The following is a 21,731-nucleotide window of genomic DNA, read 5'->3' on the forward strand; positions in this document are numbered from 1 at the left end:
GGCCGTGGCCCGGGCGCGGTGCCGCCCGCCGCGTCCGGCTGTCCGGCCCCTCGCTCCGCTCAGGGTTTGCGCGCACCGCCCGATCCAGCTCGGGAGATCACCCTTTCCGGAAAGTGCTCCAGCCACGAAGCGAACGGCAGGAGACCGGCTGACCAAATACCTTCCCTCAGGAGGCCAAGAACGATTCAAGGACCGGCCATGATTGATCAACGCTCGTCCATGATTCCGCAACGTGAACGTTTGGACGTTTGAGCCGGGCGTACGTTCCTGCTCGTGAACTCTGACGCAGAACCCAACAGAGGTAACGGCGCCGAGGCGACCGACTCCGCCGACGCCCCGATATCCCACGCGAAGCCGCGCGGCCGGCGTTCGCTCCTGCGCGCCGCTCTGGCCGGCTCGGCGGTCCTCGGTGGCGGCCTCGCCATCGGTGCCTTCCCGGCCGACGCCGAGCCCGTGACCCGCAAGACCCGCGCCACCCCCGCGGCCGCCCCCTCCGTCGGCGCTCGGCCCACCACGGCCGAAGAGGCGCTGACGGCTCTGTCGAAGGGCAACCGCCGCTGGCGGACCTTCAACGAACGGCATCCCGACGAGGACGCCACCGTGCGCAAGGCGCTGACCACCAGTCAGCACCCCTTCGCCCTCATCCTCGGCTGCATCGACTCCCGTGTCCCCCCGGAGCTGGTCTTCGACCAGGGCCTCGGCGACCTGATGACCGTGCGCAGCGCGGGCGAGGTGCTGGACCAGTCGGTGCTCGGCAGCGTCAAGTACGGCGTGCTGGAACTGGACATCCCGCTGGTCGTGGTGCTCGGTCACCAGTCCTGCGGAGCCGTGAAGGCCGCCGTCGCGGTGGACGAGAGCGGCGAGGAGCTGCCGAGCGGCATCCAGTTCATCGCCGACGAGATCGCTCCGGCGATCGACCACAGCGTGACCGGTGACGCCCGGGTCGCCGCGACCATCGACGCGAACGTCCGCCTCGTCCGCTCCAAGCTGACGGCCGACCCCGACCTCGCCGCCAAGCTGAAGGCCCGCAAGGTCGCCATCGTCGGCGCCCGCTACGACCTGACGACCCAGCGGGTGCACCTGCTCAAGTAAGGCCCCCAGGGGAAGGCGGCTCCGGTGACACCGACCACGGAGCCGCCTTCGCGCTGTCTCAGCCCTCGACGAGGGTGATGTCCTGCTGCTTGACCGCGTGGAACCTGGACAGCGGCAGACCGCCGCCGGACAGCTCCATGAGGGTGGCCTCCACCCGGGCCCGGCCCGGCAGGAAGCGACCCGGGTCCGCCTTGTCCGTGTTGGTCCAGGTGTGGTCGGCGCCGTCGCAGACCGCCGAGGTACCGCCGACCCCCTTGCGGACACGGCTGTCGCCCTGCTGCAGGGAGGACGAGACGAAGACGGGGCCGTTGCCGCCGAGACAGCGGTACGTGCCGGACAGGGTGAGGGCGCCGTCCGGGGCGACGTACCCGGTGGGGTCGATCGTCACCGTCTCGAACGGCTCGATCGTGGCGCCGGCGGACGGGGCGGTGGAGAACAGCAGCAGCGCGGCACCGGCGGCGGCGCCGAGCACGCGGGGGACCTGGGAAAGGGCGCGGGACCAGGACATGGGATACCTCCTTGGACGGGGTTCCAGAGGTACCCGGCCGGGGCGGGGCGCGCCGGTGATCATCACCCCTGGGTCGGCGCGTCGGTTCCGCCGTCCTCCCTACCGGTGCGGCCCGCGCGTCCGCGGTTATGTCCGCGTCCTGTCACAGCACGTCCGGGTGCTGTCACGTCTCGTGGAAGGGGCTGGCGACGGGTCGCGGGCGAGGGCATCGTCGGTGGTGCGAGGCGGTGAACCGCCGCCGGCACCACGACGACGTGGAGGTGCGCCATGTGTTCCCACCAGCCCCTGTGCCCCCCGGCCGACAGCACGGACCGCGACGCTGCGCACATCGTCGCCTTCCACCCCGAGCAGGGCTGGAACCTGCTGTGCAACGGGGCGATCGTCTTCGACGACACCGGTGAGATCCTGCCCGACGGCAGCATCGTCGCCCCGCACCGTCTCGCCGTCGCGGCCTGAGCCGCCCACGCGGCCACGGAACGGCCACCGCCACGGCCATCGCCACAGCCACAGCCACAGCCACAGCCACAGCCACAGCACGACCGGGTGGACGGCTAGGACAGGACCGCGAAGCCGTCGAGTTCCACCAGGGCCCGCTCGTCCCAGAGCCGTACGACACCGACGACCGCCATCGCGGGATAGTCACGGCCCGCCAACCTCCGCCAGACGGCCCCGAGCCGGGGCGCATGGACCCGGTAGTCGGCGACGTCCGTGGCGTAGACCGTGACGCGGGCGAGGTCGGCCGGTGTGCCGCCGGTCGCCTCCAGCGCGGCCAGCAGATTGCCGAGCGCCTGCTCGAACTGCTCCTCCAGCGTCTCCCCCACGACCTTGCCGTCCCCGTCGAGCGCGGTCTGCCCCGCCAGGAACACGACCCGGCTCCCGGTGGCGACCACGGCGTGCGAGAAGCCGGTGGGCGGCGACAACTGCGCGGGATTCACCCGCTCGGTGCTCACACCGGCCCCCGCTCCGCCGCGGAGTTCCACGCAGCGTGCCCGGACTCCTCTCCGGCGTACAACTCCTTCGCGTACAACTCCTTCGCGATGACGGCCCGTTGCACCTCGCTCGCCCCCTCGTAGATCCGTGGAGCCCGCACCTCCCGGTAGAGGTGTTCGAGCAGATGCCCGCGCCTCAGGGCTCGCGCCCCGTGCAACTGCACGGCCGCGTCGACGACGTACTGGGCGGTCTCCGTGGCCAGCAGCTTCGCCATGGCGGCCCGCCGGGGCACGTCCGGGTCGCCGCTGTCGTACGCCGTCGCCGCCGCATAGACCATGAGCCGGGCCGCCTCCGTGCGCAACGCCATCTCGGCGACCTGGTGGGCGACCGTCTGGAGGTCGCGCAACCTGCCGCCGAATGCCTCCCGTCGGGAGGTGTGCGCGAGCGTGGCGTCCAGCGCGGCCTCGGCCATGCCGACGGCGAAGGCGCCGACGCTCGGACGGAAGAGGTTGAGGGTGGCCATGGCGACACGGAAGCCCCGGTCGGGGGCGCCGAGGACGTCGTCGGCCGTGACGGGGACGGCGTCGAGTTCGAGGGCTCCGACGGGATGCGGGGAGAGCAGGTCGAGGGGGGTACCGGTAAGGCCGGGGCGGTCGGACGGGACCAGGAAGGCGGTCACGCCACGGGCCCCCGCGCCCGGGGTGGTACGGGCGAAGACGGTGTAGAGGTCGGCCTCGGGGGCGTTGGAGATCCAGCACTTCTCGCCGGTCAGACGCCAGCGTCCGAGGCCGTCGGGCTCCGCGCGCAGGGACAGGGCCGCCGCGTCCGAACCCGCCCCCGGCTCGCTGAGCGCGAAGGCCGCGACCGCGTCGCCGTCCCGGACCGGCGGCAGCCAGCGGGCCCGCTGGGCCTCGGTGCCGTGGGCGTGGACCGGGTGGGCGCCCAGGCCCTGGAGGGCCAGCGCCGTCTCGGCCTCCGTGCAGACGTACGCCAGTGACTCGCGCATCAGACAGAGGTCGAGCGCGCCCGAGGTGAACAGTCGGGAGAGCAGACCCAGTCGGCCGAGTTCCGTGACGAGGGGGCGGTTGACCCGGCCGGGCTCGCCCTTGTCGGCGAGGGGACGCAGTCGTTCGACGGCCAGGGCGCGGAGCTCGGTACGCCAGGCGAGTTGTGCCGGTTCGAGCGAGAATGCGGTCATTGCCGGTCCCTTCTCCCCCACTGGGCCACTGCGCAGGCTATCGCGAACTATTGACTGCCGTCACCACGGCGATACGCTCGCTGGTGCGCGACAGCGAGCCCACCACGCCATGCGAGCCCACCACCGCAGGGACCACAGCAGGGGGCGAACGTCATGAACTCCAGGGTCACCGCCCATGTCGACACCTTCGCCCGCGACCGTCTCCCCCCGCCGGACCAGTGGCCCGAGCTGTCCTTCGACCTCCCCGAGCTGCGCTATCCGGACCGTCTCAACGCCGCCGCCGAACTGCTCGACGGGGGCGACCCGGGCCGACCCGTCTTCCGCACCCCCGCCGGCGAGACGTGGACGTACGGCGAACTCCGCGTCCACGTCGACCGGATCGCCCACACCCTGACGTCCACGCTCGGCGTGGTGCCCGGCAACCGGGTCCTGCTGCGCGGGCCCACCACGCCCTGGCTGGCCGCGTGCTGGCTCGCGGTGCTGAAGGCGGGGGCGGTCGCCGTGACGGTGCTCGCGCAGGCGCGGCCCCACGAACTGGCGACGGTCTGCGCACTGGCGCGGGTGTCGCACGCGTTGTGCGACATACGGTCCGTGGACGACCTCGTGAAGGCGGACGCGCCGGGGCTAGGGATCACCGTCTACGGCGGGGACGGGCCGGGTGATCTGCTCCGCCTGGCGGTGGCCAACGGCACGCGGGGGCCGTACGAGGCGGTGGACACCGCGGCCGACGACGTGGCGCTGATCGCGTTCACGTCCGGCACGACCGGGCGGCCCAAAGGGTGTGCGCACTTCCACCGCGACCTGCTCGCGGTCGCGGACACCTTCTCCAGGCATGTGCTGCGGCCCCGGCCGGACGATGTGTTCGCCGGCTCTCCCCCGCTCGGCTTCACCTTCGGCCTCGGCGGTCTGGTCGTCTTCCCGATGCGGGCCGGCGCGGGCGCCCTGCTGCTCGAACGGGCGGGGCCCGCGCAGTTGCTGCCGGCCATCCCGGAACACGGGGTGTCGGTGCTGTTCACCGCGCCGACGGCGTACCGGGCGATGCTGGGCGAGCTGAACGGGCCGGACGGGCACGACCTCTCGTCGCTCAGGCGGTGTGTCTCGGCGGGCGAGAACCTGCCCGAGGCCACCTGGCGGGCCTGGCACGAGCGGACCGGGCTGCGGATCATCAACGGCATCGGCGCGACCGAGTTGCTGCACATCTTCATCTCCGCGGCGGACGACGCCGTACGACCGGGGACGACGGGGGTGCCCGTACCGGGGTGGCGGGCGCGAGTGCAGGACACGGACGGCAAGCCGGTGCCCGACGGAGAGCAGGGGCTGCTCGCCGTGCGCGGCCCGGTGGGGTGCCGTTACCTGGCGGACGAGCGGCAGCGGGAGTACGTGCGGGGCGGCTGGAACGTCACGGGTGACACGTACGTCCGCGAGCCGGACGGGTACTTCCGCTTTGTCGCACGCGCCGACGACATGATCATCTCGGCCGGTTACAACATCGCCGGCCCCGAGGTCGAGGAGGCTCTGCTGCGCCATCCGGACGTGACGGAGACGGCGGTGGTGGGGCGGCCGGACGAGGCGCGCGGGCAGGTCGTCGTCGCGTACGTGGTCGTCGCGGCGGGGGCCGGCCGGGACGGCGAACGACTGCGCGCGTTCCTCAGGTCCGAGCTGGCGCCGTACAAGTGTCCGCGCGAGATCGTGTTCCTGGACGCACTGCCGCGCACGGCGACCGGGAAGCTGCAGCGGTTCCGCCTGCGCACCCTAGGTGACCAGGAGTGATGCGGAAGACCTAAAATGATCAACGTGTCCGAACAGCACGCACCACGTTCGCTCATCGTCACCTTCTACGGCGCCTACGGCCGTTCGGTTGCGGGGCCCGTGCCCGTTTCCGAGCTGATCCGGCTGCTCGCCGCCGTGGGTGTCGACGCGCCCTCCGTCCGCTCCTCGGTGTCCCGGCTGAAGCGGCGCGGACTGCTGCTGCCCGCCCGCACGGCGGCGGGGGCGGCCGGGTACGCGCTGTCCGAGGACGCGCGCCAGTTGCTGGAGGACGGCGACCGGCGGATCTACGCGACGGCGCCCGAGCAGGACGAGGGCTGGGTGCTGGCCGTCTTCTCGGTGCCGGAGTCGGAGCGGCAGAAGCGGCACGTGCTGCGGTCACGGCTGGCGGGGCTGGGCTTCGGGACGGCCGCGCCGGGCGTGTGGATCGCACCGGCCCGGCTGCACGAGGAGACCCGGCACACCCTGACCCGGCTGCGGCTCGACCCGTATGTGGACCTGTTCCGGGGCGAGCACCTGGGGTTCGCGGCGACCGCCGAGGCGGTGGCACGGTGGTGGGACCTGGCCGGGATCGCCAAGCAGCACGAGGCGTTCCTCGACCGGCACGCGCCCGTGCTGCACGGCTGGGAGCACCGCGCCGACACCCCGGCGGAGGAGGCGTACCGGGACTACCTGCTGACCCTGGACTCCTGGCGCCATCTGCCGTACGCCGATCCGGGCCTGCCCGCCGCGCTGTTGCCGGCGGACTGGCCGGGTGTGCGCTCGGCAGCCGTGTTCCGGTCCCTGCACACGCGGCTGCGGGACGCGGGGGCGGCCTTCGCCGGGGTGGACACCTGAACCGCGCACGCACACCGTCACCACCGGCCCGCGGATGCGCGGCCCCCGTGGCTGAGCCGCGCCCCGCCAGGGCGGCAAAGCCGCGCGATGAGCAGGTCTACGGCGACAGCGTCAGGCGGGGCTTCGGGGCGTCCGTGCGGCCCGTGTTGGGGCGGCGGCTGCCCGCTCGGTAGGGGGCCGGCCAGGTCACCCCGGGCCCCTCGTACCCCTGCTCGGCGGCGGCGTGGAGGGTCCAGTGGGGGTCGTACAGGTGGGGTCGGCCCAGGGCGCAGAGGTCCGTGCGGCCCGCCAGGAGGAGGGAGTTGACGTCGTCCCAGGAGGAGATCGCGCCTACGGCGATCACCGGTACCCCCGTCTCGTGCCGGACGCGGTCCGCGAACGGCGTCTGGTAGGAGCGGCCGTACTCGGGGCGCTCGTCGGCGACGACCTGGCCGGTCGAGACGTCGATCGCGTCCGCGCCGTGGGCCGCGAAGGCGCGGGCGATCTCCACGGCGTCCTCCACCGTCGTGCCGCCGTCCGCCCAGTCCGTGGCGGAGATCCGGACCGTCATGGGGCGTTCCTCGGGCCACACCGCCCGCACCGCGTCGAAGACTTCGAGCGGGAAGCGGAGCCGGTGGTCGAGGGAACCGCCGTACCGGTCGGTGCGGCGGTTCGTCAGCGGTGAGAGGAAGCCGGAGAGCAGGTAGCCGTGCGCGCAGTGGAGTTCGAGGAGGTCGAAGCCGCTGCGAGCGGCGCGGACGGCGGCTGCGGTGAACTGCTCGCGGATGTCGGTGAGTTGCGCTCGGGACAGCTCACGCGGGAGCTGGCTTCCCGGCTTGTACGGGAGGGGGGACGCCGCCGCCAGGGGCCAGTTGCCCGTGTCGAGGGGGTCGTCGATGCCCTCCCACATCGGCTTGGTCGAACCCTTGCGGCCGGAATGGCCGAGCTGGACGCCGATGGCCGTGCCCGGCGCCTGCTCGTGCACGAACGTCACCGTGCGGCGCCAGGCCTCGGCCTGCCGGGAGTTCCAGAGTCCGGCACAGCCGGGGGTGATGCGTCCCTCGGGACTCACGCACACCATCTCGGTCATCACGAGCCCGGCGCCGCCGAGGGCACGGGCGCCCAGGTGGACGAGGTGGAAGTCACCGGGGATGCCGTCGGTGGCCGAGTACATGTCCATCGGTGACACGACGACCCGGTTGCGCAGGGTCAGACCGCGCAGTCGGAAGGGGGTGAACATCGGGGGCGTGCCGGGCGGGCAGCCGAACTCCCGCTCCACCGCGCCGGTGAAGTGCGCGTCGCGCAGGCGGAGGTTGTCGTGGGTGACACGGCGGCTGCGGGTGAGGAGGTTGAAGGCGAACTGCCGGGAGGGCCGGCCGAGATGGAGCCCGATGTTCTCGAACCACTCCAGACTGGCCCGTGCCGCGCGCTGGGTGGAGGCGACCACCGGGCGCCGTTCCTCCTCGTACGCCCGCAACGCCCGCTCCTGATCGGGCTGTTCCCGCAGACACGCGACCAGCGCCAGCGCGTCCTCGACGGCCAGCTTCGTACCGGAACCGATGGAGAAGTGCGCGGTGTGCGCGGCGTCGCCGAGCAGGACCAGGTTGCCGTGCGACCAGCGCTCGTTGACGACCGTGCGGAAGGTCGTCCAGGTGGAGTTGTTGGAGCGCAGGGGCCGTCCGCCGAGCGCGTCCGTGAAGAGTTTCGCGCACCGTTCGACCGACTCCCGTTCGTCCGCCCGGTCCAGCCCGGCGGCCCGCCACACCTCCTCGCGCATCTCCACGATGACGGTGGACGCGTCGGGCGCGTAAGGGTAGCCGTGCAGCTGCGTCACGCCGTGCTCGGTCTCGGCGATCTCGAAACGGAACGCCTCGAAGGCGAAGTCGGCGGCGAGCCAGATGTAACGGCAGCGGTGCGTCTCGACGGCCGGCCGGAACACCTGCGCGTACGCCTCGCGGGTCGCGCTGTGCACGCCGTCCGCCGCGATGACCAGGTCGTAGGTCTCGCAGAGCCAGGAGGGGTACGGGGCCTCCGTGCCGAAGCGGAGGTCCACGCCGAGGGCGCGGCAGCGGGCGTGGAGGATCTTCAGGAGGGTGCGGCGGCCGAGGGCGGCGAAGCCGTGCCCTTGGGAGGTGTGGCGGGTGCCGCGGTGGACGATGTCGATGTCGTCCCAGCGGGTGAAGTGTGCTTGCAGGGCCTCGTAGACCTGGGGGTCGGCGTGTTCTATGCCGCCGAGGGTTTCGTCGGAGAGGACCACGCCGAAGCCGAAGGTGTCGTCCGGGGGGTTGCGCTCCCAGAGGGTTATGTCGCGGGTGGGGTCGAGGCGTTTGAGGAGGGCGGCGGCGTAGAGACCGGCGGGGCCGCCGCCGATGATCGCGATTCGGGTGGGGTGGGTGGGGTGGGTGGGGTGCCCTGGAGACCGCGGGTGAGTGGGGGCTGGTCGCGCCCCGAGGCGGAGCCGCGTGTCGACTCCGCCCCGCGCATCTGGAATGGCTGCCCCCGAGGACGGTATGACCGGCTGGGTCGGCATCAGCGGCCCTGCCACTTCGGGGGGCGTTTCTCTGTGAACGCCGCGTGGAATTCCTGGTAGTCCTCGCCGGTCATCAGGAGGGCCTGGGTCGCCGCGTCGAGTTCCACGGCGGCCGACAGGGACATGTCGAGTTCGGCTGTCAGCAGGGCCTTCGTCTGGGCGTACGCGAGGGCCGGGCCCTCTGCCAGGCGGCGGGCGAGGGCCTGGGCGGCGGTGTCGGCGTCGCCCTCGTCCGTGAGGTGGGTGAGGAGGCCGATGCGTTCGGCCTCGGGGGCGCGGACGGGGTCGCCGAGCATGAGGAGGCGGGTGGCGTGGCCGAGGCCGACGACGCGGGGCAGGAGGTAGGCGGCGCCCATGTCGCCGCCGGACAGGCCCACGCGTGTGAAGAGGAAGGAGAAGCGGGCGGTGGGGTCGGCGACGCGGAAGTCGGCGGCCAGGGCGAGGACCGCGCCGGCGCCCGCCGCTACCCCGTGGACGGCGGCGATCACCGGGAAGGGGCATTCGCGTACGGCCCGTACGACCTGCCCGGTCATCCGGTTGAAGTCGAGGAGCTCGGCGGTGTCCATGGCGAGGGTGGCGCCGATGATCTCGTCGACGTCCCCGCCGGAGCAGAAGCCCCGGCCCTCACCGGCGAGCACCAGGGCGCGTACGGACCTCTCCCGTGACAGCTGGGCGAGGAGGTCGCGCAGGTCGGCGTAGGCGCCGAAGGTGAGGGCGTTGAGTTTCTCGGGGCGGGCGAGGGTGACGGTGGCGATGCCGTCGGTGATCGCGCACCTCAGATGCCGCCAGTCGGAGGTGCGGGCGGCGGAGCCGGTGAAGGGACTCATGACGGGCGGCCTCCTCGGGGGCTACCTCGACGCTGCGGCTACTTCCCTGCCCCACGAAGTTATCACCGATATCTGACTGTCGTCACGAGTGCGCTATACGCGGATGATGGCGTCCGTGACCGGGTCACGGACGTTCGACAGACCGGTAACGACGGGCTCGGCCGTGCGCGGCGCGGCGTCGGTATGGGTAGACCGCCCGGCAACGGGGCCGACGGTCCCGTACGACGCCCGCCGAGCGGCCCAGCCGGCCCGGGCCGTACCATTCGTAACGCTGAAAGCAGGACGACCATGACCTGCTCCATGAACGGATCCACCGCCTTGCAAGAACCCTCCGCCCCCGCCTCCTGGCGCATCGCGCTGCCGCACACCGCCGCGGCCGTGCCCGTGGCCCGCGCGTTGGTCCGTACGGCGTTGGCCGAGCTGAAGCACGGGACGGACTGCGACACGGCGGAGCTGCTCACGGCGGAGCTGGTCGCCAACGCGATCGAGCACGCGACCGGGGAGGGCCTCATCGAGCTGGTGGTCGAGTTGCTGCCGTCCGGCTGCAAGGTGGAGGTGCACGACCCCGATCCGGCGCCCCCGGGCGACCTCACCACCCCCGGCCCGATCGAGCCCGACCCCTGGCAGGAGCACGGCCGGGGCCTCCTCCTCATCCGGGCCCTCAGCTCCGCCTGCGGCCACCGCCCCACCGACTCGGGCAAGGCGGTCTGGTTCCGGCTGCCGACGGTGCCCCCGCAGCGCCGCCACGCGTGAGGCGGCCCGGCGTCAGGCCAGCGTCGCCACCAGAACCGCCTTGATCGTGTGCAGCCGGTTCTCCGCCTCGTCGAAGACGACGGAGTGCGACGACTCGAACACCTCGTCCGTCACCTCCAGTGAATCCAGCCCGTGCGCCTCGTGGATCTCACGCCCGACCTTCGTGCCGAGGTCATGGAAGGCCGGCAGACAGTGCAGGAACTTCACGTCCGCGTTCCCGGTGGCACGGAGCACGTCCATGGTCACGGCGTATGGCGACAACGCCCCGATGCGCTCGTCCCAGACCTCCTTCGGCTCCCCCATCGAGACCCAGACATCTGTGGCGATGAAGTCGGCCCCCGCGACCCCGTCGTGGATGTGCTCGGTGAGCGCGATCCTCGCCCCGCTGAGCTCGGCGAGCTTGCGCGCGTGCGTGACGACCTCCTCGGCCGGCCAGTAGGCCCGGGGAGCGACGATACGGACGTCCATGCCGAGCAGCGCGCCGGTGACCAGGTAGGAGTTGCCCATGTTGAAGCGGGCGTCGCCGAGGTACGCGAAGGCCATCTCGTCGAGCGGCTTGTCGCAGTGCTCGATCATGGTCATCACGTCGGCGAGCATCTGGGTGGGGTGCCAGTCGTCGGTGAGGCCGTTGTAGACGGGCACTCCGGCGTACGCGGCCAGCTCCTCGACGTTCGCCTGACTGTCCCCGCGGTACTCGATCGCGTCGAACATCCGACCGAGGACCCGCGCGGTGTCCCGTACGGACTCCTTGTGACCCATCTGCGACCCGGAGGGGTCGAGGTACGTCGTACTGGCGCCCTGGTCGGCCGCGGCGACCTCGAACGCGCAGCGGGTGCGCGTCGAGGTCTTCTCGAAGATGAGCGCGATGTTCCTGCCCCGCAGGTGCCGGGTCTCCGTCCCGGCCTTCTTGGCCGCCTTCAGCTCAACGGCCAGCTCGACCAGCCCGCGGAACTCCTCCGCGGTGAAGTCCAGCTCCTTGAGGAAGTGGCGCCCGGCGAGGGCGTGGGGGACAGTCGCCATGGGGCGCTCCAGTTTCGAGGACGGTAAGGGACAGCGGACAGCGGACAGCGCAAGAGGACTGGAAGTCTATACGATGTTCCACATTTATATACGGCCCCCTCTTCTCGACGGTCGCGCACTGCGGCGGCCGACCGCCTACACCGCCGCTCTCTCCACCGGGCAGCTCATACAGCGCGGGCCGCCCCTACCCCGCCCCAGCTCACTGCCCGGGATCTCGATCACCTCGATGCCCCGCTTGCGCAGATGCGTATTGGTGGTGGCGTTGCGTTCGTAGGCGACGACCACGCCGGGCTCGACGGCGAGGACGTTGCAGCCGTCGTCCCACTGCTCGCGTTCGGCGGCGTGGACGTCCTGCGTCGCGGTCAGCACCCGGATCTCGTTGAGGCCGAGCGCGGCGGCGATCGCGCGGTGCATGTGCTCTGGCGGGTGATCGGTGACCTTGAGCTCCTTCTCGCCGACACCCGGTTCGATGGTGTACGAGCGGAGCATGCCGAGTCCGGCGTACTGGGTGAAAGTGTCGCCGTCGACCATGGTCATGACCGTGTCGAGGTGCATGAAGGCCCGTCGTTTTGGCATGTCGAGGGCCACGATGGTCTGCGCGGAGCCGGCGGCGAAGAGTTTGTGGGCGAGCATCTCGACGGCCTGGGGGGTGGTGCGCTCGCTCATGCCGATGAGGACGGCACCGTTGCCGATGACGAGCACGTCACCGCCCTCGATCGTGGACGGGTAGTCGGCCTGCCCCTCGGACCAGATGTGGAAGGTCTCGTCGCGGAAGAGGGGATGGTGCCGGTAGATGGCCTCGAAGTGCACGGTCTCGCGCTGGCGGGCCGGCCAGCGCATGGCGTTGATGGAGACCCCGTCGTAGATCCAGGCGGAGGTGTCGCGGGTGAAGAGGTGGTTGGGCAGGGGGTCGAGGAGGAAGTCGTCCAGCTCCATCACATGGAAGCGGACGGAGGCCGGCTCCATGTGCGCGTCGAGGAACTCACGCTTGGTCATGCCGCCGATCAGCGCCTCGACCAGTTCCGGCAGGGGCAGTGACTCGAAGGCGGCGCGGAGGTGGTCGGTGGCGAGCGGGCCGTACTCCTTCTCGTCGAAGACCCGGTCGAGGACGAGCTCCCGGGCTCGCGGAATCCGCATGACGTCGGTGAGGAGGTCGCCGAAGAGGTGGACGGCGACCCCGCGGTCGCGCAGCACGTCGGCGAACCCGTCGTGCTCGGCGCGCGCCCGGCGCACCCACAGCACGTCGTCGAAGAGCAGCGTGGTCTTGTTGCTGGGGGTGAGCCTTTTGAGCTCAAGATCCGGCCGGTGCAGGATGACGCGGCGCAGGCGCCCGGCCTCGGAGTCGACATGGAATCCCATGTCCTCATCCTGACCATTCGGGCGCGTGTTCACCCGCCGGTCGACGGAATCGGAACCCTTCATCTCGTCCCCTTGACGATAAGCGGATCCCCCATTATCGTCTAAGTGACGCGAACCGTTCTCCGGCACGGCAGTGGACCGGACCGGTTCGCGCGCATCCGTACGACGACGAGGGGGATCATCCATGGCCGACATCACCAGACGGCTCGGCTGGCGGCATCTGCGCGGCGCGCCCACCGCGCACATCCGTCACCACCGCTCCGGGCGACTCGTGCACGACGGCCCTGGGCTGAGCTTCTGGTACCGGTCGCTGAGTGCCGCGCTCTCCGAGATCCCGGTGGACGACCGGGAGCTGGCGATGACCTTCCACGCCCGTACGTCCGACTTCCAGGACGTGGCGGTACAGGCGACGGTGACGTACCGGGTGAGCGACCCGGCGATCGCCGCCGCCCGGCTCGACTTCTCCGTCGACCCGGACACCGGGGTGTGGCGCGGCGCTCCCCTGGAGCAGTTGTCTACGCTGCTGACGGAGACGGCCCAGCAGCACGCTCTGGACGTCCTGGCCCGTACGACGCTGGCGTCGGCCCTGGTCGACGGGGTCGCGGCGGTCCGGGAGCGGGTGGCCGGCGGGCTGGCGGCGGAGCCCCGGCTGCCGGCCACCGGGATCGAGATCGTGGCCGTACGCGTGGTGGCGCTGCGACCCGAACCCGAGGTGGAGCGGGCCCTGCGCACACCGGCCCGGGAGCAGATCCAGCAGGAGGCGGACCGGGCGACGTACGAGCGCCGTGCCGTGGCCGTCGAGCGGGAGCGGGCCATCGCCGAGAACGAGTTGGCCAGCCAGATCGAACTCGCCCGCCGCGAGGAGCAGTTGGTCGAGCAGCGGGGCACGAACGCACGACGGGAGGCGGAGGAGAGGGCCGCGGCGGACGCGGTGAAGGCGGGCGCGGAGGCGGCCCGGACCGTGCGGCTGACCGAGGCGGAGGCCGAGCGGACCGTGAAACTCGCGGAGGCGGAGGCGGCGCGCAACGTCAGGCTCGCCGACGCGGAGGCGACGCGACAGGTCAAACTGGCCGAGGCGGAGGCCCTTGCCGCAAGGGCCGTCGGTGAGGCGAGGGCCGAGGCACAGGCGGCGTGGCTGCGGGTGCACGCCGAGGTGGACGCGGCGACGCTGCACGCGCTGACCGGGACGCGGCTGGCGGAGAACCTGCCGCGGATCGAGAGTGTGACGGTGTCGCCGGATGTGCTGACCGGGCTGCTCGCGAAGCTGGGCGGGGCGGGCGGTTCAGGTGGTTCAGGTGGTTCGCGCGGGGGCCAGGCGTGAGCCTCGCGCCGCGGGTGGTGCTGGTCCATCGCACCACCGAGTACGAGGAGTTGGTGGCCCGGCACGGTACGCACGGGCAGGCCTCCTTCTTCCTGCGCTCCCGGGGGCGGGACATCGAGGACGTGGCCGAGCGGCACCGGCGGGAACGCGGGGCGCTGGCCGAGGCCGCCTCCTCGGTTCCGCTGACATGGCGTCAGGCGCGGGTCGAGCGGGGGGACTTGGACCGGTTCCTGTTCGCCCCCGAGGACGTGGTGGTCGTGGTCGGGCAGGACGGGCTGGTGGCCAATGTGGCGAAGTACCTCGCGGGGCAGCCGGTGGTGGGGATCAACCCCGACCCCAGGCGCAATCCGGGGGTGCTGGTGCGCCATCGCCCCGAACAGGTCGGAAAGTTGCTGGCCTCGTCACTTCAACCGGGTTGCTCGGCCGATGAGTTGACCATGGTCGAGGCCGTCGCCGACGACACACAGCGGCTGGTGGCGCTCAACGAGATCTACCTCGGCGCGGCGGGGCACCAAACCGCTCGGTACCGTCTGGGGCTCGACGGCGACAGGGGTGCCGTCGAGCCCCAGGCCTCGTCCGGGGTGCTCGTCGGGACGGGGACCGGGGCGAGCGGGTGGATCCGGTCCGTCTGGCAGGAACGGGCCAGTGCGCTGAGCCTTCCGGGGCGCGACGAGGCCCGGCTGCTGTGGTTCGTGCGCGAGGCGTGGCCGTCTCCGGCGACCGGGACGTCTTTGGTGGCCGGGGAGTTGGCAGCGGCGGCTCGGCTGCGGCTGACGGTCGAGTCGGACCGGTTGATCGTGTTCGGGGACGGGATGGAGGGGGATGCGCTGGAGCTCACGTGGGGGCAGACGGTGCGGGTGGGGGTGGCTTCGGTTCGGTTGCGGTTGGTGGGCTGACGTGAGAGGGCGCCCCCGCCGCCCCTTCAAGGGGCGCGGGGAACTGCGCGAGCAACCCCCACCCACCCGCACCCACCCGCACCCATCCACGAACCCGCGCCCCCCTGGCTCTGTTACTCGGCCCCGTCCACCGGCGCCGACACCGACGCGGCGCCCTTGCGGCGTTTGCGGTGGGTGTAGGCGGTGATGGCCTCCCACAGGTCGCGGCGGTCCACGTCGGGCCAGGGCTGGTCGGTGAAGTGGAGTTCGGCGTAGTGGGCGTGCCAGGGGAGGAAGTTGGAGGTGCGTATCTCGCCGCTGGTGCGCCAGAGGAGGTCGACGTCGGGCAGCGCGTGGTGGGGCAGGTGGGCGGCGAAGAGTTGTTCCGAGACGCGCGCGGGGTCGACTTCGCCGGCGAGGGCGGCGCGGGCCAACGCCGCGCCGGCCTGGGCGAGTTCGGCGCGGCCGCCGTAGTTCACGCAGACGTTGAGGGTGAGGCCCGCACGGTCGCGGGTGGCGTGCTGCTGGCTGCGCAGGACCTCCACGACGTCGTCCGGGAGGCCGTCGGGGGACCCCACCCAGCGCAGGCGCACGTCGTGGTCGAGGAGTTCGCCGTCGAGGAGTTCGGAGCGCATGATCGCGAAGAGCTTGGAGACCTCGTCGGGCGAGCGCTTCCAGTTCTCGGTGGAGAAGGCGTAGACCGTGAGGTGCGGCAGACCTATCTCCAGGGCGCCCTGGACGACGTCGCGCAGGGCGACCGCTCCGGCGCGATGGCCTTCGTCGCGGGGCAGTCCCAGGCCCGTGGCCCAGCGGCCGTTGCCGTCCATGACGATCGCGACGTGCTGCGGCAGTTGGGCCGCCGCTATGACGGGCGGGCGCGCGCCGTCGCGGTGGGGGCGCGGCGGCAGGGGCGGCTCGGCGATCTTCGGGGTGTGCCGCTCGGGGCCGGTGAGCTCGCCCGGGCCCGTCCCGCCGGAGGGGGAAGGCAGGCCCGTACGGTCCGTGGTGGCCGTCCTCGCCGGGGCTCCGGCCGTGAGCCGGTCGGGGGGCAGGGTCAGTCGCCACACCACGGCGGCCCTCGCCCGGGCCGGGCCGAGGATCCGCAACCGGGTGTGCGCGGGGACCCGGATCCGGCGGCGCAGTACGGCCGGTCCGGCCCGCAGGATCGCGTCCAGCTCGGCGCCGAAGAGTTCGACGGTGGTGTCCAGCACGATCGAGGGGCCCAGCGGCAGCGTGTCGCTCAGGGCCCGGCGCGAGGTCTCCAGCCAGCCGCGGGCCTCGTCCACGAGATGGCCGATCAACTCCCGCACGGCGGGGGTCCACTGCCGGGAGAGCAGATCGGCCGGCGTGACCCGGAAACGGTCGAGCACCTCGCCGGGGAACCACACATGACCGCTGTCGAGGTCCTCGGGGAGGTCACGCAGCATGTCGGTGAGGAACAGCCCCTCCACGAAGCGGGTGAAGCCGGGCAGATCCCGCAGCCGTACGGGGACGGGCAGTCCCATCCGTACCAGCATCCGCATGAGCTGCTCGGGCCAGCTCACGTTCTGGGCGTGGGCCCGCTCCCGCCACTCCTCCCAGGTCGCGACGCCCTCGCGGTCGTCGTCCCGCTGGACCGCGTCCAGCGCGCCCAGCAGATCTCCCAGGTCCAGTCCCCAGTGCCACACGGCGTCGGTCAGCGCGAGGCGGATCGGGTCGTCGCTGGTCCCGCTCGCCAGGTCCGCCTCCAACGCGACCCGCCACTCCCGGAGCTGACGCCCCCGCTCCTCGGGGGCTTCCTCGGAGCGGTCGAGCAGATCGTCGGCGTGACCGAAGGCCGCGTACAGCGCCCAGCACACGGGCTGCGCGGACGGGGGCATGAGCGCCATCAGGGCGTGCTCGGTGGGCCGGGTCGTACGGACCAGGCGACGGCACTCGTCGTACGCGGCGTCGAGTGCCGACCGCTCTCGCCCGGACCGCGTTACGGAACGCGATATGGACCGCGTGGTGGTGCGACGCATGGGGAACCCCACATAGCTTCGAATGGGACCGATGGAATCGATGGGACCGACTCGGGTGACAGCGATCGCCTGCCGACCGGCTGCGATCACCGTCCCTCGAGCACTGCCGGATCCACGGGAACCACGGAGACCATTCGAACGCAGTGCACGGCCACGCCTGCCTGCGACATTATCAGCCGCAATGTCGCCTCAGGACGTGGGCCCCACCCGCCCCGACCTGCCCCACACGCCGGCCGACTGGTCCCGCGCGCGGGTCCGGCTGGTCCCGCGCGCGGGTTTTGGCCGCCTGGCGCGCGGGCCCGGCCGGTCACAGCCGGGGGTCGACCGGCTCCGACTCCAGGGCCAGCACCCCGAACACCGCCTCGTGCACCCGCCACAGCGGCTCCCCCTCGGCGAGCCGGTCGAGGGCCTCCAGACCCAGGGCGTACTCGCGCAGGGCGAGGGACCGCTTGTGGTTGAGGAACCGGCCGCGCAGCCTGGCCAGGTTCTCCGGGCGGGTGTACTCCGGGCCGTAGATGATCCGCAGGTACTCCCTGCCCCGGCACTTGATGCCTGGCTGCACCAGCCGCCCCTTCCCGTCGCGTACGACCGCCTCGACCGGCTTGACGACCATGCCCTCGCCACCGCGACCGGTCATCTCCAGCCACCAGTCGATGCCGGCCCGCACCGAGCCCTCGTCGCCGGTGTCGACGAAGAGCCGTCGGGTGGTCTGCAGCAGTCCGCTGACGTCGAACTCGACGAGCCGGTCGATGAGGGCCAGTTGCTGGTCGTGCGGCAGGGCGGCCAGGCTGCGGCCCTGCACGGCGAGGATCTGGAACGGGGCGATCCGGACGCCGTCCAGGCCCTCGGTCGGCCAGCAGTAGCGCCGGTACGCCTCGGTGAACGCTGCGGCGTCGGCGGCCCGCTCGCGCTGCTTGCCCAGCAGTTCGCCGACGTCGACTCCGCGGGCCGCCGCGCTCGACAGGGCGGCCAGCGCGCCCGGGAACACCGCGCCGGAGGCGGCACCGACGGCCGCGTACTGGGTGCGCAGCAGCCCGGACGCCTTCAGCGACCACGGCAGCAACTCGGCGTCCAGCAGCACCCAGTCGGTGTCGAGTTCCGTCCAGAGCCCGGCCGCCGTCATCGCCTCGCGGACCCGGGCGAGGACGAGTTCGGTGCGTGCCTGGTCGTCGAAGAACGGGCGGCCGGTACGGGTGTAGAGGGCCCCGGTCGGGCCGTCCGCGCCGAAGCGTTCGCGGGCGGCGTCCGCGTCACGGCAGATCAGGGCGACCGCCCGCGAACCCATGTGCTTCTCCTCGCACACGACCCGCGCGACGCCGTCCTCCTTGTACTGCGCGAACGCCTCCGCCGGGTGCTCCAGGTAACCCTCGAGGTGTGAGGTGGCGGTGGGTGCCATGGTCGGCGGCAGGTACGGCAGCAGACGCGGGTCGACCGCGAAACGGCTCATCACCTCCAGGGCGGCGGCCGCGTTCTCCTCGCGGACCGACACCCGGCCCGCGTGCCGGGTCTCGACGACCCGACGGCCGTGCACGTCCGCCAGGTCCAGCGGCCGGCCCTCGTGCCCGCCGGGCGCCTCGGAGGCCAGCGGCTTCACCGGCTCGTACCAGACCTTCTCGGCGGGTACGTCGACCAGTTCGCGCTCCGGCCAGCGCAGGGCGGTGAGCTTGCCGCCGAAGACCGCGCCGGTGTCGAGGCAGATGGTGTTGTTCAGCCAGGTGGCCTGCGGTACCGGGGTGTGACCGTAGACGACGGCCGCGCGGCCCCGGTAGTCCTCGGCCCATGGGTAGCGCACGGGCAGCCCGAACTCGTCGGTCTCGCCGGTGGTGTCGCCGTACAGGGCGTGGCTGCGCACCCGGCCTGAGGTGCGGCCGTGGTACTTCTCCGGCAGACCGGCGTGGCAGACGACCAGTCGTCCGCCGTCGAGGACGTAGTGGCTGACGAGCCCGTCGATGAACTCCCGTACCTGCTTCTTGAACTCCTCGCTCTCGCCCTCCATCTGCTCGATGGTCTCGGCGAGTCCGTGCGTGTGCTGGACGTTGCGGCCCTTGAGGTGACGGCCGTACTTGTTCTCGTGGTTGCCGGGCACACAGAGCGCGTTGCCCGAGCCGACCATCGACATCACACGGCGCAGCACGCCCGGACTGTCCGGGCCCCGGTCGACGAGGTCGCCGACGAAGACGGCCGTACGGCCCTCCGGGTGGACGCCGTCGACGTAGCCCAACTTGCCGAGCAGGGCCTCAAGTTCGCTCGCGCAGCCGTGGATGTCTCCGATTATGTCGAACGGGCCGGTGAGGTGGGTGAGGTCGTTGAAGCGCTTCTCGGTGACGATGGTGGCGTTCTCGACGTCCTCGACGCCGCGCAGGACGTGCACCTTGCGGAAGCCCTCGCGCTCCAGGTGCCTGAGGGAGCGGCGCAGTTCGCGGGTGTGGCGCTGGATGACGCGGCGCGGCATGTCGGCGCGGTCGGTGCGGGCCGCGTTGCGCTCGGCGCACACCTCCTCCGGCACGTCGAGCACGATGGCGATCGGCAGCACGTCGTGCTTGCGCGCCAGCTCGATCAGCTGCTTGCGGGACTCCTGCTGCACGCTGGTCGCGTCGACGACCGTACGGCGGCCGGCCGCGAGGCGCTTGCCCGCGATGTAGTGCAGCACGTCGAAGGCGTCCTTCGTCGCGCTCTGGTCGTTCTCGTCGTCGGAGACCAGACCCCGGCAGAAGTCGGAGGAGATGATCTCGGTGGGCTTGAAGTGGCGGCGGGCGAAGGTGGACTTGCCCGAGCCGGAGGCGCCGACCAGCACCACGAGGGAGAGGTCGGTGACGGGCAGGGTGCGCCCCTTCACGGTGCGCTCGGTGCTTTCGGTGGTCTCGCTCATGCCGCCTTCGCCTCCTTCTCGTTCATGGTCCTGAGGGTGAACACACCCATCTGGGTGGGCGGCCCCACCTCGGGGTCGTCGGGCCCGATGGGGACGAACACGATGTCGTAGCCGTGCCGGTCGGCCACGGTGGTGGCCCAGGTGCGGAACTCCTCGCGGGTCCACTCGAAGCGGTGGTCGCCGTGCCGGGCGTGCCCGGCCGGGAGGGTCTCCCAGCGGACGTTGTACTCGACGTTCGGGGTGGTCACGAGGACGGTCCGGGGGCGGGCCGACCCGAAGACGGCGTACTCCAGGGCGGGCAGCCGGGGCAGGTCGAGGTGCTCGATGACCTCGGAGAGCACGGCTGCGTCGTAGCCCTTGAGGCGCTTGTCGGTGTAGGCGAGGGAGCTCTGGAAGAGCTGGACGCGGGAGGCCTGGCGCTCGCCCATGCGGTCGAGCTTGAGGCGGCGGGCGGCGATGGTGAGCGCGCGCATCGACACGTCCGTGCCGACGATCTCGGTGAAGCGGACGTCCTTGAGCAGCGCCTGCACCAACTGGCCCTGGCCGCAGCCGAGGTCGAGGACACGGGCGGCACCCGACTCCTTGAGCGCGGTGATGATCGCGTCCCTGCGCTGCACGACGAGCGGCGTCGGCTTCTCCTCTGCCTCGTCGTCCGCGGGCTCCTCGACCGCGTTGTCGATCTCCTCGACCTCGCTGTCGTCGGCCTCTGCCAGCCGTACGAGTTCCAGGCGCTCCATGGCCTGCCGGGTCAGCGACCAGCGGCGGGAGAGGTACCGGCTGGTGATCAGTTTGTGTTCCGGGTGGTCCGGGAGCCAGCCCTCGCCGGCCCGTAGCAGTTTGTCGACCTCGTCGGACGACACCCAGTAGTGCTTGGCGTCGTCGAGGACCGGCAGCAGGACGTACAGGTGGCGCAGCGCCTCGGCGAGCGTCAGCGACTCCGACTCCAGGACGAGCCGTACGTAACGGGAGGCGCCCCACTCCGGGAACTGGGCGTCCAGCGCCACCGCCTCGGCCGTGACCGTCCAGCCGAGCGGCTCGAAGAGCTTGACGACGAGGTCCGGGCCGCCGCGCGCGGGCAGCGCGGGTATCTCGACACGGAGCGGGCGGGCCTGCTCCGGGAGTTCGGGGCGGGCCTTGCACTGGCCGCGCACGGCGCTGGAGAAGACGTCGTTCAGCGCCACGGCGAGGAGGGAGGAGGCCGCGTACGGGCGGTCGTTGACGTACTGGGCGAGCGCCGCGTCGGGTGCGCCGCCCCGGCCCTTGCCCTTGCCGCGCCGGACCAGCGCCACCGCGTCCACCTCCAGCAACAGCGCGGCAGTGCACCGCTCGGCGTCCGCCTCGGGGTAGAGGACGTGGGCCTTGCCGTAGGAGGTGGTGAACGCCTGCGTTTTGTCGGGATGCTTGTGCAGCAGGAAACCGAGATCGGTCGCGGGGCGCTCTGGGGTACCGGTGGTACTGATCGTCAGGAACACGGTGGGGTTGCCTCGTGGTGGGTGTCTGTGATGGGTGCCCAACGTACAGCGAAGGCTCAGGGCTGCCTCAGGCATTTTCCGGTAGGCCGCCGCACTCGTGGTCGCCCGCGCTCGTGACGCCCAGGCGCAGCTTCTCCATGGACTCGACGGTCGGCTCGTCTTGGAAGAGGCCGGAGAGAAAGGGGCTGGGGAGGAAGGGGCACCGGGGAGGAAGGGGCCGGCACCGATGACGTCACCGGCCGCGACGGTCAGCGAGGCGTCGGTACCTCGCGGAGCTGCTTCAGCCGTGCGCCAGGTACTCGGCGTCGCCGACCGGTGTGGATTTTGGGATCCCGTTCGGAGCAGGGCCGGCAGCCCGCGCCCGTCGACCACCTCGGCGCCCCGGCCCTCCGGC

At 71.9% G+C, this 21,731-nt stretch carries 17 protein-coding genes; 7 read left to right on the forward strand and 10 right to left on the reverse strand.

Annotated elements, in window-relative coordinates; translation table 11 throughout:
- Positions 1–273: 273 nt before the first annotated feature.
- Positions 274–1,092 carry a carbonic anhydrase gene (locus ACFY9I_RS24045; RefSeq protein ID WP_391004850.1) on the forward strand — a complete coding sequence of 273 codons (819 nt, stop codon included), beginning with the start codon at positions 274–276 and terminating at the stop codon, positions 1,090–1,092.
- A gap of 58 nt (positions 1,093–1,150) precedes the next feature.
- Here ACFY9I_RS24045 and ACFY9I_RS24050 read toward each other — a convergent pair whose 3' ends face one another.
- Positions 1,151–1,600, reverse strand: coding sequence for a DUF6299 family protein (locus tag ACFY9I_RS24050; protein ID WP_391004852.1), 450 nt, complete (start codon positions 1,598–1,600; stop codon positions 1,151–1,153).
- A 267-nt stretch (positions 1,601–1,867) separates the two neighbouring features.
- On the opposite strand from ACFY9I_RS24050, the gene ACFY9I_RS24055 reads away from it, so the two are divergent.
- Positions 1,868–2,056, forward strand: coding sequence for a DUF5999 family protein (locus ACFY9I_RS24055; RefSeq protein ID WP_391004854.1), 189 nt, complete (start codon positions 1,868–1,870; stop codon positions 2,054–2,056).
- 95 nt (positions 2,057–2,151) lie between these two features.
- On the opposite strand, the gene ACFY9I_RS24060 is transcribed toward ACFY9I_RS24055, so the two are convergent.
- Both ACFY9I_RS24060 and ACFY9I_RS24065 read right to left on the reverse strand, forming a co-directional pair.
- Positions 2,152–2,550, reverse strand: coding sequence for a Rid family hydrolase (locus ACFY9I_RS24060; RefSeq protein WP_391004856.1), 399 nt, complete (start codon positions 2,548–2,550; stop codon positions 2,152–2,154).
- On the reverse strand, positions 2,547–3,728 hold the full coding sequence (locus ACFY9I_RS24065) for an acyl-CoA dehydrogenase family protein (RefSeq protein ID WP_391004858.1): 1,182 nt from the start codon (positions 3,726–3,728) through the stop codon (positions 2,547–2,549). Before ACFY9I_RS24065 ends, ACFY9I_RS24060 begins: the two co-directional genes overlap by 4 nt.
- Positions 3,729–3,881: 153 nt before the next feature.
- Between ACFY9I_RS24065 and ACFY9I_RS24070 the strand changes: the two genes are divergently transcribed.
- Both ACFY9I_RS24070 and ACFY9I_RS24075 read left to right on the forward strand, forming a co-directional pair.
- Positions 3,882–5,498, forward strand: a complete 1,617-nt coding sequence (locus ACFY9I_RS24070; RefSeq protein WP_391004860.1) for an AMP-binding protein — start codon at positions 3,882–3,884, stop codon at positions 5,496–5,498.
- A gap of 15 nt (positions 5,499–5,513) precedes the next feature.
- Positions 5,514–6,332, forward strand: coding sequence for a PaaX family transcriptional regulator C-terminal domain-containing protein (locus ACFY9I_RS24075; RefSeq protein WP_391004862.1), 819 nt, complete (start codon positions 5,514–5,516; stop codon positions 6,330–6,332).
- A gap of 97 nt (positions 6,333–6,429) precedes the next feature.
- Here the strand turns inward: ACFY9I_RS24075 and ACFY9I_RS24080 are convergent, their stop codons facing one another.
- Positions 6,430–8,841 carry a bifunctional salicylyl-CoA 5-hydroxylase/oxidoreductase gene (locus ACFY9I_RS24080; RefSeq protein WP_391004864.1) on the reverse strand — a complete coding sequence of 804 codons (2,412 nt, stop codon included), beginning with the start codon at positions 8,839–8,841 and terminating at the stop codon, positions 6,430–6,432.
- Positions 8,841–9,668 (reverse strand): enoyl-CoA hydratase family protein, encoded by an 828-nt coding sequence (locus ACFY9I_RS24085; RefSeq protein ID WP_391004865.1) that lies wholly within the window; start codon positions 9,666–9,668, stop codon positions 8,841–8,843. Before ACFY9I_RS24085 ends, ACFY9I_RS24080 begins: the two co-directional genes overlap by 1 nt.
- 288 nt (positions 9,669–9,956) lie before the next feature.
- Here ACFY9I_RS24085 and ACFY9I_RS24090 point away from each other — a divergent pair, with 288 nt between their 5' ends.
- The gene (locus ACFY9I_RS24090; protein ID WP_391004867.1) at positions 9,957–10,421 is read left to right on the forward strand and encodes an ATP-binding protein; all 465 of its coding nucleotides are present in this window, start codon (positions 9,957–9,959) and stop codon (positions 10,419–10,421) included.
- Between the two features lie 12 nt (positions 10,422–10,433).
- On the opposite strand, the gene argF is transcribed toward ACFY9I_RS24090, so the two are convergent.
- Both argF and ACFY9I_RS24100 read right to left on the reverse strand, forming a co-directional pair.
- Positions 10,434–11,441, reverse strand: coding sequence for an ornithine carbamoyltransferase (argF, locus tag ACFY9I_RS24095; protein ID WP_391004869.1), 1,008 nt, complete (start codon positions 11,439–11,441; stop codon positions 10,434–10,436).
- A gap of 135 nt (positions 11,442–11,576) precedes the next feature.
- The gene (locus ACFY9I_RS24100) at positions 11,577–12,800 is read right to left on the reverse strand and encodes an arginine deiminase (RefSeq protein ID WP_391004870.1); all 1,224 of its coding nucleotides are present in this window, start codon (positions 12,798–12,800) and stop codon (positions 11,577–11,579) included.
- Between the two features lie 184 nt (positions 12,801–12,984).
- On the opposite strand from ACFY9I_RS24100, the gene ACFY9I_RS24105 reads away from it, so the two are divergent.
- Both ACFY9I_RS24105 and ACFY9I_RS24110 read left to right on the forward strand, forming a co-directional pair.
- Positions 12,985–14,121: an SPFH domain-containing protein gene (locus ACFY9I_RS24105; protein ID WP_391004872.1), complete on the forward strand. Its 1,137-nt coding sequence runs from the start codon at positions 12,985–12,987 to the stop codon at positions 14,119–14,121.
- On the forward strand, positions 14,118–15,017 hold the full coding sequence (locus ACFY9I_RS24110) for a hypothetical protein (protein WP_391004874.1): 900 nt from the start codon (positions 14,118–14,120) through the stop codon (positions 15,015–15,017). Before ACFY9I_RS24105 ends, ACFY9I_RS24110 begins: the two co-directional genes overlap by 4 nt.
- A gap of 113 nt (positions 15,018–15,130) precedes the next feature.
- Here ACFY9I_RS24110 and uppS read toward each other — a convergent pair whose 3' ends face one another.
- The 3 genes from uppS to ACFY9I_RS24125 form a co-directional block, all read right to left on the reverse strand.
- The gene (gene uppS, locus ACFY9I_RS24115) at positions 15,131–16,996 is read right to left on the reverse strand and encodes a polyprenyl diphosphate synthase (RefSeq protein ID WP_391004876.1); all 1,866 of its coding nucleotides are present in this window, start codon (positions 16,994–16,996) and stop codon (positions 15,131–15,133) included.
- 307 nt (positions 16,997–17,303) lie between these two features.
- Positions 17,304–19,865: a polynucleotide kinase-phosphatase gene (locus ACFY9I_RS24120; protein ID WP_391004878.1), complete on the reverse strand. Its 2,562-nt coding sequence runs from the start codon at positions 19,863–19,865 to the stop codon at positions 17,304–17,306.
- A complete protein-coding gene (locus ACFY9I_RS24125; protein WP_391004880.1) occupies positions 19,862–21,337 on the reverse strand; it encodes a 3' terminal RNA ribose 2'-O-methyltransferase Hen1 in 1,476 nt (491 codons plus the stop codon). The genes ACFY9I_RS24120 and ACFY9I_RS24125 overlap by 4 nt, the downstream gene beginning before the upstream one ends.
- Positions 21,338–21,731: the final 394 nt, after the last annotated feature.

The sequence above is a fragment of the Streptomyces sp. NPDC012510 genome, assembly GCF_042955065.1.
Taxonomy (GTDB): Bacteria; Actinomycetota; Actinomycetes; order Streptomycetales; family Streptomycetaceae; genus Streptomyces.